This is a genomic window from Sagittula sp. NFXS13, assembly GCF_040148795.1.
Classification (GTDB): Bacteria; Pseudomonadota; Alphaproteobacteria; order Rhodobacterales; family Rhodobacteraceae; genus Sagittula; species Sagittula marina.
This window is the reverse complement of record NZ_JAGEMH010000001.1, coordinates 407,157-424,163: the sequence shown is the minus strand read 5'-3', so window position 1 is coordinate 424,163 and position 17,007 is coordinate 407,157. Positions and strand designations below refer to the sequence as shown.

The window sequence follows — 17,007 nt, the reverse complement described above, 5'->3', positions numbered from 1 at the left end:
TCCGAATGTCCGCGACCTGCCTCTCTTTCCGGAAGGTTCGGCCCAACCATTCATTTCGGGATCAGACCTGTAAGCATGTTCAACCGGTCAGGGGATAGCCTGTGTTTCGCAAGCACCTGAACGACTTTTTTGTTGAGGGCCACTGTCTTTGGGAAAAGTTGCGTTCACCCTGTCTTTGCCCAACCGATCCGGCCATGCGGTGGTGGGTCTTTGGCATGTGTGGCTGTTCAAAGCGGGCATGATGACGCCCAACCTGCTGGGGAAACCAGCTTTCGCCCAGACTGTGCCGTCCGAGCCTACTGGCCGGATAGGGGGCGGACTGTCGCAGGGACCGAAGGTGTTCAACCCGCTGGATGCCACGCATCTATACCGCTGATGACGTTGCAGTCTCCCTGTTCGACGCGCTGTGCCGCATCACGCCCGGGAAGGCAATATCGTTGCGAACCTCACCGCCGAGGTGCCGACGATCAGGTTCGATCATCGGTTTCACCGTGCTCAACCTGATGCCGGGAGGTCCCCTGTCGCAATTCGCGCTCGCCTGTGTCCTCGGCCCCTATTTGCTGCCGTACGTTTCCCAGCAGATAGTCCTACGGGCGCGGTTTGCGCCGCCGGCTGACAGGGCAACATTACCTTGGCACCGATCCGTTGGGACGCGACATCGCAGCACGACTGCTGACAGCTGGGCGCATTTCGATGCTGCTTGGTTATGGCCGCCGTTCTGGGCTGGCCCATCAGCGTGGTGGCCGGCTACGGCGGCCGGGTGGTCAACGCCGTTCGGATGCCCAGCGCCACCCGTTTTGGCCAAACCTGCCGCGCGCCCTTGCGATCAAGCGACAGATGCTATCGTAGGATCACAAGATTGCGGACAGATATGAAGGAATTCCGCCATGACCCAAGTAGACACCTCGCTCCCTCCCGCGATCGCGCTTGAGCCCTTCGCCGAGGCGCATATCCCCGAGGCGCAGGGCCTGTCGAAAGCCGTGCAATGGCCACACCGGATCGAAGACTGGAAGCTAAATCTGTCAATATCCCAAGGGGTTGCCGCCGTGGCTGACGACCGGGTCGTGGGCACTGCGCTGTGTTCTCTGTTCGGTCCCGTGGCCGCCGTGAACATGATCATCGTCGACGCAGTGATGCGCGGTCGGGGGCTGGGACGCAGGTTGATGGAGCACGTGATCACCCTTGCCGGGGACCGCGAAATGCGCTTGGTCGCCACCCAGGACGGTCTTCCGCTTTACCGCAAGCTGGGGTTTGAGGACTGCGGGCATGTGGTGCAGTTGCAAGGGACAGCCTGTGCCGCGACCCCGGAACTGCCGGTGACCTTTGCGCCAGAAAACCTCCACAAGCTGGCAGAAATGGATACAGAGGCCAGCGGAATGGCGCGCGGGCCGCTCCTGTCGCAGATTGCAGACAGCGGCGAGACGCTGACCACCACCGGCGGCTTTGCCATCCTGCGCCGGTTCGGATGGGGACATGTTCTTGGCCCGGTGGTCGCGCGGGATGCCACCGCCGCACGGTCGCTCATCGCAGCCGGGGTGAACCATATGCAGGGCCAGTTCCTGCGGATCGACCTGATCGAAGAAAGGGGCCTCGTTCCTTTTGTCGAGGAGCTGGGGCTGACGGTGGTCGGCGGCGGCACGAGCATGGTCCGCAACCCCAAGGCCCGACCCGACGGCGATTACAAGACGCACGCCATGATCTCCCAAGCCCATGGCTGACCGAAGGTCGTGACAATACGACCAAGCGCCCCGCGCCAAGTCCCTTGCCGAACTGGACCGACGCCATCTCGTCCCTCCGGTGTCTTCCTTCCGGGATCAGGAGCCGCGCGGGGGACGCTTGGTGATCGCACACCCGCACAGATGCCGACGGACAAGAGCTGATCGACGGCTTTGCCCGGACCGACCTGCTGGCCTGCTGTCTGTCCCTGCCCCCGCACGCGGCTGTTGACGATGGTTCAATCGGGGTCGCCGTAAAGTCGCATCAGATCAAAGTGCTGGCGCGCAAAGAGGGTCTCGAGCACGACGAAACTGAAATACTCGTCGATGCCCCGGTTCTGGTCGCCCAGCGCCTCCACGATGGGCGGGCAATCATCGATCCAGCCAGTGACCAACGGCACAAGGAAGTCGTTTCCACCGGACTCCAGATGGCATTTCACCCTGGCATCGGTTTTTTCCAGCGCCTCTTGAAAGCGCGGGAAATCGATCTGCCTGAGGTTCTTGAGCGTGAAGTCGGTAAACACCGTCATGGGCGAGCCAAGGCACCCCAAGTCGATCCAAGGCGAATAGCCCGCATTCAGCAGCTTTTTCACACGCAACAGACGGGGGGATGGCGACTGATTAACCTTTTCGGCCAACTCGACGTTCGGGATCCGGCCATCGCGTTGCAGCACGGAAAGGCGCTTCACGTCCGTCCGGTCGAGCGTGCAGGCCGGCGTCATCGCATTTGCTTTTCCTCCTCGGTATGGTCAGAAGAGCCTCCGCAGGATTTCCTGCTCATGCTCGTTACTCTTCCGGTTTCAACTGAAGGTGCCATTTGCGCCATCCATTGCGGAACACCCTGCTCTATTCCTGCAGATAGGCTTTGGCCAAACGAAAGGATCGCTCATGTCCGCACCACGCCTCGCGGTGGCCACATCCACCATCCTTCCCAAAGATGCCGATTGCGTCGTGATCGGTGGCGGCATCGTCGGCGTCTGTGCCGCCTGGTGGTTGGCGCGGGAAGGCCAGAAGGTCGTGCTGGTGGAAAAAGGTGTGATCGGCGGTGAACAATCCAGCCGCAACTGGGGGTGGTGCCGCCAGCAGAACCGCGACGCGCGGGAACTGCCCCTGGCGACGCGCAGCCTCGCCTTGTGGGAACACATGGGCGCAGAGATCGGAGACAGTCTGGGATTTCGCCGGTGCGGGTTGATCTATCTGTCGAATGACGAGGCCGAGATCGAGCGCTGGGCAAAATGGGGCCGCTTTGCCCGAGGCGAAGGGGTCGAGACGCACATGCTGACGGCGCAGGAGGCCGCGGCGCGCGGTGCCTCGACGGGCCAGCGCTGGAAAGGTGGCGTCTGGTCCCCCACCGACGGCATCGCCGATCCATCGCGGGCGGCCTCCTTGATCGCGAAAGATATCGAAAGGCTGGGCGGTCACGTCATACAGACCTGCGCCGCACGCGGCATTGAACGCAGCGCGGGCCGTGTGTCTGCCGTCGTGACCGAACGCGGCACCATACGCACGACGTCGGTCGTCTTGGCGGGCGGGGCATGGGCGGGCAGCTTCCTGCACCAGCAGGGCATCTTCTTTCCGCAGGCCTCCGCCCGCAGTTCTATCCTGTCCGTGGCCCCCGGCGCGCAAGGTCTGCCGGACGCGCTGCACACCGCGCCTGTCACCGTCACCCGCCGCGCCGATGGCGGATACACGCTGGCCACCTCGGGCCGCGCCAACCTTGATCCGACCCCCGGTGCGCTCCTGGGGATGCGGCATTTCCTGCCGATGTTCGCCCGGCGCTGGCGGGTGCTGCGCCCCGGCGGCACACAGGCCTGGGCGGCGGGTTTCGAAACACGCCGCCGCTGGGCACTGGACCAGCCGACCCCGATGGAGCGGATGCGTATCCTCGATCCGAAACCCGACGCCAAAGTCATCGCCCAGACCTTTGCGCGCGCGCAAGAGCTCCTGCCGGAACTCCGCAAGCTGTCCGTGCAGGCCGCCTGGGGCGGCTACATCGACAGCACGCCTGACGGTGTGCCCGTGATCGACACCGATGTCGGCATCCCGGGTCTTGTTCTTGCGGCGGGTCTGTCCGGGCATGGCTTTGGCATCGGGCCAGGCGTGGGGCACCTCGTGGCAGACCTGATCCTTGGACGCGCCCCCCTTACCCAGACGACACAGTACCGCTTGGCGCGCTTCGGGCGCAGCCAGTGGGGCCAAGTGTCCGACTTCTGACCCTGACGGAGCAGACACATGAAAACCTGTGAACTGGCCATGCTCCCAGGCGACGGGGTCGGCGTGGATGCATTCGATGCGGCCCTACCCCTGCCGATCCCTAAGTCCAAACAAGAGGCTGCAGGTTGGATCCGGACGCGGCAAAGCCGGTCTAAGTCGACAGGAAAGACTCAAACAAAAGCCCCTCCAAACGCGACCTTTGCACCCTCGACCGCGCGCCGCATGAAGGAATGAAACGGCTGAACCAAGCCTTGCCTTGGACCAAAGCGTCTTGGCTATCAACGCCCCTGACGAGGGACAGCCCCTTGTCGATTACAATTTCGCCCTCAGGCGAAAGAGCCCCAGCGGTCGCAGTTCCTGAAACAACAGCTGCAAAAATTGCACGTCAGAACCGGATTGTTTCACCATACGACAAATCCACCGGACCCTGCGACTGAACGTCAGGCGGCGACCGGGGTGGCGTCGTAGCCTGCATCCTTGATCGCCACCATCAGCTGCTCTGACGACAGGGCGCTGTCGATCTTGACCCGCCTGTCGGTCAGATCGCAGGCGACCGAGGCCGCGGGGTCGGCAGCTTTGACGGATTTTTCGATGGCGGCGGTGCAGTGACCGCAGCTCATGTCGGGGACCTTGAATTCCATGTCGAACCTCATTGGTTTGAGAACACCGCGGAGATGGGGCTTCCACCAGGGGGAAGGTCAAGACCAGCGGTGCGTCAAAGAAATTTCACTCGGCACTTGACCCTCCAGTGACTGGAAGCCCCATATGAAGGTCAGCCGCAAAGATTAACGGAGGCTGTCATGCCGAAGCGAACCCCTGTCACCCTGTCCATCGAAGGCATGTCTTGCGCGTCCTGCGTCGGCCGCGTCGATCGTGGCCTGACCGCAATGGAGGGTGTTCATGACGTATCGGTCAACCTTGCCTCTGAAACTGCCCGGCTGGTTGTGGACAGCCCTGACCGTATCACTGATGCCATCGCGGCGCTGGACAAGCTGGGATACCCGGCACGCGCGACGGACGTCACGCTCAGCATCGCAAGCATGTCCTGCGCGTCCTGCGTCGGCCGCGTCGACAAGGCGCTCGCGGCGATACCCGGGGTGCTGGAGGTCAACGTCAACCTTGCGTCGGAAACCGCCACGGTGCGCTACGTCGATGGCGCGGTGACGCCCGCCGACCTGATCGCCGCCTGCACAAAAATCGGCTATCCTGCGACTTTGGTGCAGGCCGCCGGGGGAGAGGACCGCACCGCCCGCAAGGCCGAAGAGGCGCGCAGTCTGTCCCGGCGCATGGGCTATGCCGCTGCGCTGACCCTCCCGGTGTTCCTCGTAGAGATGGGCGGGCATGTCGTCCCGGCCTTCCATCACTGGATCACCGCGACCATCGGCCAGCAGACCAGCTGGATCTTGCAATTCATCCTGACCACCCTTGTGCTGATTGGACCGGGGCGCGTGTTTTATGCCAAGGGCCTTCCCGCACTGCTCAAGGGAGCGCCCGACATGAACAGCCTCGTCGCTGTCGGAACCGGTGCCGCCTACCTGTATTCGGTCGTCGCGACCTTCTTGCCCGCGCTTTTGCCCGATGCCGTCCGCGCCGTCTATTTCGAGGCCGCGGCGGTGATCGTTGTGCTGATATTGCTGGGCCGCTTTCTGGAGGCGCGGGCCAAGGGACGCACGGGCGCCGCGATCCAGAGCCTGCTGGGCCTCCAAGGGCGCACCGCCCGCGTGCTGCGCGATGGCGACAGCGTCAAGGTCTCGGTCGACGATCTGGCACAAGGTGACATCATCGTCGTCCGTCCCGGGGAGCGCATCGCCGCTGACGGAGAGGTCGTCGAAGGCACCAGCCATGTCGACGAAAGCATGCTGACAGGGGAACCTGTTCCGGCAGAGAAAGCGCCCGGCGACACCGTCACCGGGGGCACCGTGAACGGCGCTGGCAGCCTGCACTTCCGGGCCACGCGGGTCGGCGGAGAGACGACGCTCTCCCAGATCATCCACATGGTCGAAGAGGCTCAGGGCGCCAAGCTGCCGATTCAGGGTCTGGTCGACAAGATCACCCTGTGGTTCGTTCCCGCCGTCATGTCCGCCGCCACGCTAACCGTGCTGATCTGGCTGGTTTTCGGACCGTCTCCCGCAGTGACGCTGGCGTTGGTTGCGGGTGTCTCCGTGCTGATCATCGCCTGTCCTTGCGCCATGGGGCTGGCAACGCCGACCTCGATCATGGTCGGAACCGGCCGCGCCGCGGAAATGGGCGTGTTGTTCCGCAAGGGCGATGCGCTGCAGCAGCTCGATAGCGTCGAGGTCGTGGCGCTGGACAAGACCGGCACCGTGACCGAGGGCCGCCCGGAGCTGACCGACCTGGTGCTGGCGGATGGATTTGAGCGCGCCGACGTGTTGTCGAAAATCGCCGCAGTCGAGGACCGCTCCGAGCATCCCATCGCCGAGGCCATCACCCGCGCGGCCCGCGCCGAGGGGGCACCGCGCGCCGAGGCCAACGATTTCACCTCGCTCACTGGCTACGGCGTGCGCGCCACGGTGGACGGCGCGCAGGTTCTGGTTGGAGCTGATCGCTTCATGGCGCGCGAAGGCATTGACACAACAGCGCTGGCGGCGCGCGAGACCGATCTGGCGACACGCGGACGCACCGCGCTCTACGCTGCCATCGACGGGCACCTTGCCGCCGTGATCGGCGTCGCCGATCCTGTCAAACCCGCCAGCCGCGCGGCAGTGGCTGCCCTGCATGAAAAAGGCCTGACCGTTGTCATGATCACAGGTGACAAACGCGAAACAGCCGACGCCATCGCCCGGGAAACCGGCATCGACCAGGTCATCGCAGGCGTGCTGCCCGACGGCAAGGTCGCCGCGCTGGACGAGCTGCGGCAAGGGCGTCGCATCGCCTTTGTGGGTGACGGCATCAACGACGCACCGGCGCTGGCCCATGCGGATGTGGGCATCGCCATTGGCACCGGCACCGATGTGGCCATTGAATCCGCTGACGTGGTGCTGATGTCGGGCGACCTGCGCGGCGTGGTCAATGCGTTCGAAATCTCGCGCCGCACCATGCGCAACATTCGACAGAACCTGTTCTGGGCGTTTGGTTACAACACGGCGCTGATCCCGGTGGCGGCGGGAGCCCTGTATCCGGCCTTCGGCGTGCTGCTGTCGCCGATGCTGGCGGCGGGGGCGATGGCGCTGTCCTCTGTCTTTGTGCTGACCAATGCACTGCGCCTGCGCCGCGTGGCCCCCGCGATGGATGAAGGCAGGGCCACCGTGGCCACCCCGTCCCGCGTCACAACCGCCCCGGCGGAATAAGGAGATGAAAATGAACATCGGTGACGTCGCCCGCCGTTCGGGCCTGCCTGCCAAGACCATACGCTACTACGAAGATATCGGATTGATCCGCCCGCAACGCAGTGAGAACGGGTATCGCAGCTTTCGCGAACAGGACCTGCACAAGCTGGCCTTTCTCGGCCGGGCCCGTGCTCTGGGGTTCACCATCGAGGACTGCCGCACGCTTGTGGCGCTCTATGAGGATGAGGGCCGCGAAAGCGCTCAGGTCAAACACATCGCCATGGAGCATCTGCGGCAGATCGAGGACAAGATCGCCCAGCTTCAATCGATGCGGTCCACGCTGAACACGTTGGTCCACGCCTGTGCGGGCGACAACCGCCCCGACTGCCCTATCCTTGAAGATCTGGCACAGACCGGTCCCGAGGCGCGGTCCGCTGAAAAGCAGTCGTGAGGGATTTGGCGGAAGATACTCATTTGTGCGTGGTACGACACATCGCGTCCGCACGACCTTGGCACGTTTGGAAACCTCGTCGGCTTTGAATCCGCTCCCAAAAGCAGAACGCAGCTTTGATATACGCTCGCCGGAAACCTCGTTCGCGCCATACCTGATCATGCGCGGTATTTTCAGGGTTCTTCTTCAGCGCTAAGGTGCGAAATTTTTTCGATGCAAATGCCCGAAAGACCTCAAGAATCCGACCGGTCTACCTTTGTCCGACCCAGCCTTGATCGTCGCTGAAGGCGCGCGCGTCAGAGATCCTGACAGGGCCGTAGGTTTCCGACGTTGTTTCGAGAGGCTCAAACGGTCGGTGCGATGCCGCAAGGAGGACGTTGGTCCGGCCCAAGGCGTTCAAATCCCCTGCAACGGCGTCCACATGAGGATACAATTCCCGAAGGATGGCGTGAACCCCGCGCACAAGGGGGCCGTCTGGTGCATCCAGCAGGTTCACGTAGACCGGGCCATCAACGATTTCCTGCAGGCGGGCGAAGGTCTCGCGCGTGGCAAGATGGGCCGGGACGGAGCTGGAAGAAAACGCATCCATCACCGCGGCGTCGAAGCGCTGTTGCGTCTCGTTCAGATACACGCGCCCATCGGCGTGGACGATCCCCAGCCGTCCACCGGCGCGCGGCTCCGCCGCATCATACCCGGTCTGAGCGATCATCTTCGATGCAAGCGGCAAGTTTTGGCGCACCACATCCGTCACCAGCGGATCAATCTCGACGGCAATTGCCTGCGCGTCTGGCCGCGAGGCAAGCAGCTTGGTCGGCAACGAATATCCTCCGCCCCCGATGAACAGCACCGAAGGGTCCGGCCCCAGATCGCGATCCATCCGCCCCCAAATCCAATCCGTGTAGCTCAGCGCCAACTCCACCTCGGCGTCATTACGCGTAATCCTCTCGGCGGCCTGTATCGTGCCGTCCGAAATAAGGCGCACCTCGGAGCCACGCTGCGCGACACGCAGGCAGGACAGACCGGATTCGTATTGGCAGGCCGGTGTTCCCGCAAGACCGGCAACGGCGACGAAGCCCGCCGCCGCGACCATCACACCCGGGCTGCCCCGTTTGCCGCCGCGCACTAAGGCCAAGCAAATCAGCGCAACCGCCCCGCAAGCGGCAAAAGTCGCTGTCGATCCAATCAGCGGCAAGGTGACGAAACCGGCAAGGATAGCGCCAAAGATCGCCCCGACCGACCCGGCGGCCATCACGAAGCCCAGCGAAGATCCCTCCCGCCCCGGACGCGCCTCCATCGCCAGTTTGGCAAGCAGCGGCGACGGCAGCGTCACGCAGACCGACGCGGGGAAGAAGACAAGAAACACGCTGATCATCATGCCATCCGTGCCGCGCGCGCCCCAAGCATAAAACAGGCCGAGCAATGTGGGCGATACGGCCATCAGCACCGCCGTTGCAATCAACGCGCTGCGGACATTGCTCAAAGCTTCCTTCCGGGGCTGCTCCGCGATAACGCCGCCGACGGCGCTCCCCAAGGAGAACCCTCCGAGAACCGTCGCGATGACGGTCGTCCAGGTCAGCAAAGACGTACCGAAAAACGGCGTCAGCACGCGGCCTGCGGCGATCTCATATGTCAGCCCCACGGCGGACAGCACGAGGATCAGGAAGATGGTGACGGAAAAGCGGATGGGACTCTCCTTGCGGTTTGCATATGGGGGGCGGTTTGCATATGGGGGTCGCCGGACCCAGCCTGAGTGACTTTGTGACGTAGCGGGCTGACCGGAAAAATCCTGCCCTTTCGCAATTGTCTTTCAGCATGACGTCGCATCAGGTGGCCTGTCGTTCGATCCCAAAACCCTCGCGATGTCATAGCAAGGTCTGTAGGCCCTGTGACAGCACCGCAAAATGACCGCTACGGATGCCCCGGCCCAACGCCCTTCTGACTGTTCACGTGGCCAGCGATTTGACCGCTGGACTCAAGACCTTGAACAATAATGCCCTCGCGACACCCGACCGGCCTGCTGCCCTCTCGCGCCTTTCATCGCATAGATGAAAAACATGACCGAGCAAAAGCGCCGCCTAAAAATTGATCTTGAGATGACCGTGTCCGATGTCCCTTGCTCGGGCGATCTGACTGCAAAAGGCCATAAATTGACGACGCAATCTGCCGAAAGCCGCCCTTTCGGCAGATTGATGAAAGGAACCGGCACATGCCGCGATGTAGCGGCAGTACACGAGGCGGTGTTGGGAACGGGACGACGCGCATGCGCGCCAAACGGTGCCTGCCCTTCCGGGATTCAGCGGCAAAACCAGTCGCTTTCGAAGCGCAAGTCGCCGAAGTATGCAACCGGCCAGCCGCTGATCCCAATACAGGTCGCTTGTTACATCCGCATGCGTGGCACGTCATTCGGGTCCAGTCGAAGCTCGATCAGCAGTGGCTTGTCCCGGGTTTCGATCGCCTTGATCGCATCCTCCAGATCTTCGTTGGATTCCACCACAATGCCGTGACCGCCAAGTGCGGTCCCCACCTGAGCGAAGGAGGGCCAATCAAACATGGACAGGCCCGGGTCCATCTTGCGGTCGAGAAACTGGATATGCTCGGCACCGTAGGCGGAGTCATTGGCCACGATGACAATCAGATCCTGCTTCATCCGGACAGCGGTGTTGAATTCATTGATGCCCCCCATCATGAAACCACCGTCGCCGGTAAAAAGCACGACCGGCCGGTTCGGCACCGCGTAGCCCGCACCGATTGCGACCTGCATACCCAGGCCAATGGAGCCAAAGTTCGTGGTGGCGATAAAGCTTTCTGCGTTGGGGCAGGAAATCCGGCACCAGACCTCGGTCATGAAGCGCCCGCCATCGGTGGTGAGAAAGCGGTCCTTTGGCAACGCGGCTTCCAGTCTGTCCAACGCGTATTCGAAATTCACGAACCCCGGCGTGGTCTTGTCCGGGTCGCCTTCGGGATGGGCGGTCAGCGCGTCAATGTCGAGTTCGGTGGAAAAGCCGCTGCCGGGGATCTCCGCTTCGTCCAGCCACCAGACGATATTGTCGGCGGTCAGACCAGCATCGGCGATGAGCGATGCATCGGGGTGATAATTCTTGGCGACCTCTGTCACGGTGTTGTTGATCTGCACAACACGCTTGCCCTTCATCAACGCGCCCTTGTCGGTGGTGAATTGGTGCAGGGATGTCCCGAACGCAACGATGCAATCGGCCTTGCCGATCGCGTCATAGGCGGCGGGCGTCGACAACGTGCCAAAGATGTCGATGTTGTGGGGATGGCCGTTGAACATGCCCTTGGCCTTGAGCGTGGTGGCCAGCGGGGCCTCCAGACGGTCGGCCAGAGCCTTGATCTGTGGGACCGCGTCCTTTGCACCGATGCCCGCCAGAATGATCGGACGCTTTGCGCTGGCGATCATGCCGATGGCTTCGTCCATGTCATCGCCGGCGGGAACGTAGGACGGCGCATTGAACGCCTGAAAGACGTGTTTGGTGTGCTCGATCTCCTGCCACATGAAATCAACCGGCATGTTCAGAACGATGGGGCGCTTTTCCACCTGTGCCCGGTAGATGGCGTGGGCCACATCATAAGAGGCGGTTTCGGGCGAACGCATTTGTTCGAACCCGGCGCCCGTGACCTTGACCGTTTCGCGCTGGTCAATGTTTTGCAGGTTGTGCGGGTTGGAAACAGCGGTGTCTCCCGCCAGCAGAACCATGGGAACATGCGCGCGCGTTGCCTCGGTCAGGGCGGTGACGCAGTTTGTCAAAGCCGGGCCATGGGTGACCGTGGCAAGGCCGACTTTGCCAGCGACGCGGCCATGGGCCAGCGCCATCAGGACCGCGCTGCCCTCATAGGCCACCGGAACGAAGGTCGCGCCACCGTCGCGCACGAAATGGTCAACGATGAAGAGGTTGGCATCCCCCATCAGCCCGAACATTGTGTCGAGGCCGTGATCGGCGAGGGATTGGGCAATGGATTGGTAGACGTACATGCTGAGTGCTCATCAATTTCGTGTGGGAAGGATCTGCCGCAAATCTATCGCACCAATGGCGCGAGAAGTGCGCAGAGGTATGGTATTTGAAGAGTGATTTTCGGAACATTACGCACGATCAACCAAATTAGCGCGCAGATCACGCATACAAACTGAAACGAGCGAAGCGTCGATTGAAAAGCGCGTTGTTGCAGACCGCCCGCCCGGGACGTGATGTCCACTCCCCTATTGAACTTGGGGCGATGTGTACGATCTCTTCGGTGTCGAGGGGGTGATAGGGTCTCTCAGTAAGACATGGATCGTAATTTTGGCGGCCGGTGTCTCTTGGCTCGAAAAGACGATTTCGAAAGGCGTTGGCGCACCACATCTTTGCCTCGATCCGCCGTTCGATGTGATATTCGGCGCAGCATTTCCGACCCCCCCGGCCATAGCGGCGCGCGATGCGGAGAGTTTCGTTTGTGACCATTGCTGCCGGACTGTTTTCGACTCAGATCAGCGCGTTCTTGCGGATCGGAATGATCGAGGTGGCGCGAGTGCCCAATGGGGCCGGTTCCATGGCCAAATGGGCCTTACGCCATTGGCAGCGTTCGAGAATGTCTTCTGGCGTCCCTCATGCGGCGCGAGCCTAGGCACGCCCAGCGAGCCTGTCACACATGCAAGCATGGGCCACCACCGGCCATCGGACCAGAACCGAACCTTTAAGCGCTTCCTGATAACCGGACCAAACCGTCGTGCAGGAGCTGGCAGTTGGGGGCTCACTCGTTCGCCCCGCTCAACGACATGGTTTCCCGCGGCGCCTCCTCCGTAAAAACGAGTTCGGACACATGACAAAGCATCGAGAGGCGCGCCCGAAAACGGCGGAAACAGAACGAAACAAAAAGATACAAAACGGAGAAACCCCGGCAGGCACATCGCCAAACCGGGGTTTATCGTTCAAGATCAAGTGGTACCCAAGGCCGGACTCGAACCGGCACGCCTCGCGGCGGGGGATTTTGAATCCCCTGCGTCTACCATTCCGCCACTTGGGCCCTTTGATGCGCACCATGTAACCGCGTTGCATCGCGGCGTAAAGAGGTTTTGAGCATATCCTTGACGCTCCTTCCACTGCATGGTTGTTGCCGGCCAATGACCCTGCGGAGAACGGTTGAGGTAACGCTGGACATGCGACGCCATCGCGCCAGGACCTTGACCCCCGCCGTCTGACCAAATGCTTAAAAAAGGCGAACTGCATGACGGACCTACCTCATAGCGAAGGCACCGCGATTTCCGACCGTCTCGACATGCTCGTCCTGGACGCACAAGCCTTGGCCGGACAAGGCGAGAGCGCTGCGGTGACCTTGGAGTGGGTGCTGGCGCAGCTGCATGAGCGGGCATTCGGCCTGTTCCTGCTGATCCTCGCCCTGCCCTGCTGCATCCCGTTTCTTTATGGCATTCCGCAAGTTGTGGCCCTGCCGCTGATGTTTGTCTCCGCGCAAATTCTGGCCGGGCGGCAAACGCCATGGCTGCCGGGCAAACTTGGGGCGCGCAGTGTGTCCTCCGAGGGGCTTGCCAACCTGGCCAGGCGCGCCGGCCCCTGGCTGCGCCGGATCGAGGCGATCAGCCGCCCCCGCCTTGGCTCGCTGACCCGCGCCCCGGCGGACAGGCTGGTCGGCCTGGCGCTGGTGCTGTTCAGCGCCTCGATTCTCGTGCCGCTGCCGGGGACGAACACCGTGCCCGGATTTGCCGTCGTCGTGGTCGCCATGGGCCTGCTGCAACGCGATGGTCTGCTTGTCATTGTCGGCACTGTTCTTGGCACGGCGTGGATCGGCACGCTCCTGTTTGCCGGGGCGACGCTGGTCAGCCTTATCCGGACATGGCTTGGCGTCTGACCCGTCAAGCGATCATTGCACAGACGGGTTTGTGATTTGCATCGCGCTTCCCCCCAAGGCAACCAACCCAATAGACGCGGACCAAACGAGATCCCAATGACCCTGAACCGACGCTTTCTCACCGCCCTTGCCACCGCCATGTCGATCTCGCTGATCGTCGGTGCGCTCGCGTTTCAACACATCGGCGGGATGCCGCCCTGCAAGCTTTGCTACTGGCAGCGATATGGCCACTGGGGCGCGATTACCTTCGGCGCGCTGGCTCTGGTCATTCCGAACCGCGTTCTGCTGGGTCTGGCGGCAGTGTCGGCGGCAGCCTCCTCTGCCATCGGCGCCTATCACACAGGGGTGGAACGCAAGTGGTGGGAGGGTCCGACCTCCTGCACCGGCGCAGATGTGGGCAGCCTGTCCACCGATGAGCTGTTCGACAAGATCATGTCTGCCCCGGTCATTCGCTGCGACGAGATCCCTTGGGACATGTTCGGCCTGTCGATGGCAAATCTTAATGTTCTGGCCTCTGCTGTGATCGCGCTGATCTTTGTCGCTGCGATCCGCGCAAAGGCCTGAACACACAGCGGAATTTCCGCCGTATATCTTCGGTTCAGCCCCCTGAACCAAAGTTCAAGGCGCGGCAAACGGCCCTTGCGCCCAATATGCGCCGCGCCCTGACCCTGCCATCTGTTCCCCAGCCACAGGCACCACCGCCTGTCGCCTTAACAGATGGAGCTTCTCATGAACCGCATTATCCTGTCCAGCGCGCTCGCCGCCTTGCTTGCCGCCCCTGCCTTTGCATCCGACGGCGACCTCGTTCTGGATGACGCCATGCGCACCCGCATCACCGAACAGCTGACCGCCGACGGCTACGAAGTCGGCAAGATCAAGATCGAAGATGGCGAATACGAAGCCTACGCCAAGAAGGACGGCCACCGCTACGAGGTCTTCCTCGATGCCGATCTGAACGTCACCCACACCAAGGACGACTGATCCCCTCGGCCTGCCGGGGGCGACGTGCCCCCGGCCCTTTCGTATCTGTCAGGAGCCTGCGCATGACACACCACCGCGTCTGGGACCCCTTCATCCGGGTCTTTCACTGGAGCGTCGTCACGCTCTTCTTCGCAAATGCCTTCGTCATCGATGACGACAGCAAATTGCACCACTATGTCGGCTATGCGGTTGCGGCGGCGCTGGTGCTGCGGCTGGCGTGGGGTCTGATTGGCCCGACCTACGCCCGCTTTGCCCAATTCGCGCCATCCCCCGCCGGCGTCACGGCGCAACTGTCCGATATGGCCACCGGGCGCAAACGCGCGCATCTGGGCCATACGCCGCTTGGGGCCTTGATGATCTTCAACCTGCTGCTCTCTCTCGCGGGAATCGCGTTGACCGGCTACCTGATGACCACCGATATGTTCTGGGGCGTCGCATGGCCCGAAGACATTCACGAAGCGCTGGTGACATGGACCGAAATCTCGATCGTGCTGCATGTGGTGGCCGTGATCTGGGAAAGCCGCCGCACCGGCGTCAATCTGCCGCGTGCCATGGTCACGGGTACCAAGGACATTCCGGACGGTCTACAGATCGAACCATGACCCGACATGCTCCCTATGGCCTGATGATCCTGATTACCGCGCAAGTGCTTTGCGCGGTGTTTTTCCTCGGCGATGTGGTGGCAGACGGGCTGGAGGCAGGCTGGCCGCATTTCATGGATTGGCATTTCGGTGTGGAGGCGCTGGCCGCCCTCGCGCTGATCGCCGGGGTCGGCTTTGAGATCCGCACACTCATGGCCCTACTGCGACGCGAAGCCCATCTGAAAGAACAGCTTGGCCTTGCCGCTGGCGCGTTCCACGAGATCGTCACCCAGCGCTTTGCCGATTGGGGGCTGACCCCTTCCGAGCAGGACGTGGCGCTGTTCACGCTGAAGGGCCTCGCCATCCCGGAGATCGCAACCCTGCGCGGCAGCGCCGAAGGCACGGTGAAGGCCCATCTCGGCGGCATCTACCGCAAGGCTGGCGTCAACAGTCGCGGGGCATTCCTCGCCCTGTTCATCGAGGACCTGATGACGCAGCCCGCCGATCCCGTGCCACACCACCCCACGCCGGTTTCGCCCACGGGGACGTGACAGCGCAGCAAACCTCTGTCATGACCAGACCGACCTGACGGAGCACGCCTCATGACCAATCAACTCGCCATCGTGCTGGGGCTGATGATCGCCCTCCTCTTTGGTGTCGATTTTTTGATGTTCGACGGCGAAGGCACGCTGTTCCTCGCGCGAAAGCTGTATTGGCTCATTGACTACCTCGCCTTCTGGCGGTGAGACTGATGTGGATACGCGTCGCTCGGGTTGACTTTGACGCCGGTAGATGCATGTTAGCGCTAAACAAAACGCCGTATCGCATCCTCCGCGACTTCGGCCCTTCTGACCATCGAAAGGGGAGCCTCCCATGACCGTCACCGTCGCCATCAACGGCTTTGGCCGCATTGGCCGCAACGTGCTGCGTGCCATTATCGAATCCGGCCGCACCGATATCGAGGTGGTCGCTATCAACGACCTCGGTCCCGTGGAAACCAACGCCCACCTTCTGCAATACGACTCCGTGCATGGCCGTTTCCCGGTCGAAGTGACCCACACCGACGACTCGATTGACGTGGGCCGTGGCCCGATCAAGGTCACCGCCATCCGCGACCCCAAGGATCTGCCCTGGGGCAATGTGGACGTGGCGCTGGAATGCACCGGTATCTTCGCCACCCGTGACAAGGCCGCGCTGCACCTCGAAAACGGCTCCAAGCGCGTTCTGGTCTCCGCCCCGGCATCCGGCGCGGACAAGACGATCGTCTTCGGCGTCAACGATTCCGTGCTGACCGCCGAGGACACGGTTGTGTCCAACGCCTCCTGCACCACCAATTGCCTCTCCCCCGTTGTCAAAGTGCTCAACGACGAGATCGGCATCGTCAAAGGCTTCATGACCACGATCCACAGCTACACCGGCGACCAGCCGACGCTGGACACCATGCACAAGGATCTGTACCGCGCCCGCGCGGCAGCTCTGTCCATGATCCCGACGTCGACCGGTGCGGCCAAGGCCGTGGGCCTCGTTCTGCCCGAACTCAACGGCAAGCTGGACGGCGTTGCCATCCGTGTGCCCACGCCGAACGTCTCCGTCGTCGATCTGACGTTCGAGGCCGCGCGTGACACCACGGTGGAGGAAATCAACGCCGCCATCCGCAAGGCCGCCGACGGCCCGCTCAAAGGCGTGCTGGGCTACACGGACAAGCAGCTGGTCTCCGTGGACTTCAACCACGACCCGCATTCGTCGATCTTCCACTGCGACCAGACCAAGGTCATGGAAGGCACCATGTGCCGCATCCTGACGTGGTATGACAACGAATGGGGCTTCTCCAACCGTATGTCCGACACAGCCGTCGCCATGGGCAAACTGATCTAAGCTGGCTCAGCCAGACCTGTCGAAGCGGGGCCCAAGCGGCCCCG

At 62.5% G+C, this 17,007-nt stretch carries 16 protein-coding genes and 1 tRNA gene; 12 read left to right on the top strand and 5 right to left on the bottom strand.

Annotation, left to right across the window (positions count from 1 at the left end):
* Positions 1-148: 148 nt before the first annotated feature.
* Positions 149-376: a hypothetical protein gene (locus J4E08_RS02025; RefSeq protein WP_349537080.1), complete on the top strand. Its 228-nt coding sequence runs from the start codon at positions 149-151 to the stop codon at positions 374-376.
* 511 nt (positions 377-887) lie between these two features.
* Positions 888-1,718, top strand: coding sequence for a GNAT family N-acetyltransferase (locus tag J4E08_RS02020; protein WP_349537079.1), 831 nt, complete (start codon positions 888-890; stop codon positions 1,716-1,718).
* A gap of 236 nt (positions 1,719-1,954) precedes the next feature.
* On the opposite strand, the gene J4E08_RS02015 is transcribed toward J4E08_RS02020, so the two are convergent.
* A complete protein-coding gene (locus J4E08_RS02015; protein ID WP_349537078.1) occupies positions 1,955-2,437 on the bottom strand; it encodes a winged helix-turn-helix transcriptional regulator in 483 nt (160 codons plus the stop codon).
* Positions 2,438-2,603: 166 nt separating this feature from the next.
* On the opposite strand from J4E08_RS02015, the gene J4E08_RS02010 reads away from it, so the two are divergent.
* On the top strand, positions 2,604-3,929 hold the full coding sequence (locus J4E08_RS02010) for an NAD(P)/FAD-dependent oxidoreductase (RefSeq protein ID WP_349537077.1): 1,326 nt from the start codon (positions 2,604-2,606) through the stop codon (positions 3,927-3,929).
* A 440-nt stretch (positions 3,930-4,369) separates the two neighbouring features.
* Here the strand turns inward: J4E08_RS02010 and J4E08_RS02005 are convergent, their stop codons facing one another.
* Complete coding sequence (locus J4E08_RS02005) at positions 4,370-4,570, bottom strand: heavy-metal-associated domain-containing protein (RefSeq protein ID WP_349537076.1); 201 nt, start codon at positions 4,568-4,570, stop codon at positions 4,370-4,372.
* 159 nt (positions 4,571-4,729) lie between these two features.
* On the opposite strand from J4E08_RS02005, the gene J4E08_RS02000 reads away from it, so the two are divergent.
* Together J4E08_RS02000 and cueR are read left to right on the top strand one after the other, a co-directional pair.
* Positions 4,730-7,237, top strand: coding sequence for a heavy metal translocating P-type ATPase (locus tag J4E08_RS02000; protein ID WP_349537075.1), 2,508 nt, complete (start codon positions 4,730-4,732; stop codon positions 7,235-7,237).
* A 10-nt stretch (positions 7,238-7,247) separates the two neighbouring features.
* Positions 7,248-7,667 (top strand): Cu(I)-responsive transcriptional regulator, encoded by a 420-nt coding sequence (cueR, locus tag J4E08_RS01995; RefSeq protein ID WP_349537074.1) that lies wholly within the window; start codon positions 7,248-7,250, stop codon positions 7,665-7,667.
* A 250-nt stretch (positions 7,668-7,917) separates the two neighbouring features.
* On the opposite strand, the gene J4E08_RS01990 is transcribed toward cueR, so the two are convergent.
* From J4E08_RS01990 to J4E08_RS01980, 3 genes are all read right to left on the bottom strand, one after another.
* Positions 7,918-9,306: a fused MFS/spermidine synthase gene (locus tag J4E08_RS01990; RefSeq protein WP_349537073.1), complete on the bottom strand. Its 1,389-nt coding sequence runs from the start codon at positions 9,304-9,306 to the stop codon at positions 7,918-7,920.
* A 738-nt stretch (positions 9,307-10,044) separates the two neighbouring features.
* Positions 10,045-11,658, bottom strand: a complete 1,614-nt coding sequence (locus J4E08_RS01985) for a thiamine pyrophosphate-binding protein (RefSeq protein WP_349537072.1) — start codon at positions 11,656-11,658, stop codon at positions 10,045-10,047.
* 944 nt (positions 11,659-12,602) lie between these two features.
* Positions 12,603-12,686 (bottom strand) — tRNA-Leu (locus tag J4E08_RS01980).
* 201 nt (positions 12,687-12,887) lie between these two features.
* On the opposite strand from J4E08_RS01980, the gene J4E08_RS01975 reads away from it, so the two are divergent.
* From J4E08_RS01975 to gap, 7 genes are all read left to right on the top strand, one after another.
* Positions 12,888-13,526, top strand: coding sequence for an exopolysaccharide biosynthesis protein (locus J4E08_RS01975; protein ID WP_349537071.1), 639 nt, complete (start codon positions 12,888-12,890; stop codon positions 13,524-13,526).
* A gap of 96 nt (positions 13,527-13,622) precedes the next feature.
* Entirely contained in the window at positions 13,623-14,090 is a 468-nt protein-coding gene (locus J4E08_RS01970) for a disulfide bond formation protein B (RefSeq protein WP_349537070.1), read from the top strand.
* Positions 14,091-14,255: 165 nt separating this feature from the next.
* A complete protein-coding gene (locus tag J4E08_RS01965) occupies positions 14,256-14,507 on the top strand; it encodes a PepSY domain-containing protein (protein WP_349537069.1) in 252 nt (83 codons plus the stop codon).
* Between the two features lie 62 nt (positions 14,508-14,569).
* Positions 14,570-15,109 (top strand): cytochrome b/b6 domain-containing protein, encoded by a 540-nt coding sequence (locus J4E08_RS01960; RefSeq protein ID WP_349537068.1) that lies wholly within the window; start codon positions 14,570-14,572, stop codon positions 15,107-15,109.
* Entirely contained in the window at positions 15,106-15,639 is a 534-nt protein-coding gene (locus J4E08_RS01955) for a helix-turn-helix transcriptional regulator (protein WP_349537067.1), read from the top strand. Before J4E08_RS01960 ends, J4E08_RS01955 begins: the two co-directional genes overlap by 4 nt.
* A 51-nt stretch (positions 15,640-15,690) precedes the next feature.
* On the top strand, positions 15,691-15,834 hold the full coding sequence (locus J4E08_RS01950; RefSeq protein WP_183965019.1) for a hypothetical protein: 144 nt from the start codon (positions 15,691-15,693) through the stop codon (positions 15,832-15,834).
* Positions 15,835-15,961: 127 nt separating this feature from the next.
* Positions 15,962-16,963 carry a type I glyceraldehyde-3-phosphate dehydrogenase gene (gap, locus tag J4E08_RS01945; protein ID WP_183965026.1) on the top strand — a complete coding sequence of 334 codons (1,002 nt, stop codon included), beginning with the start codon at positions 15,962-15,964 and terminating at the stop codon, positions 16,961-16,963.
* The last annotated feature ends 44 nt before the right edge of the window (positions 16,964-17,007 follow it).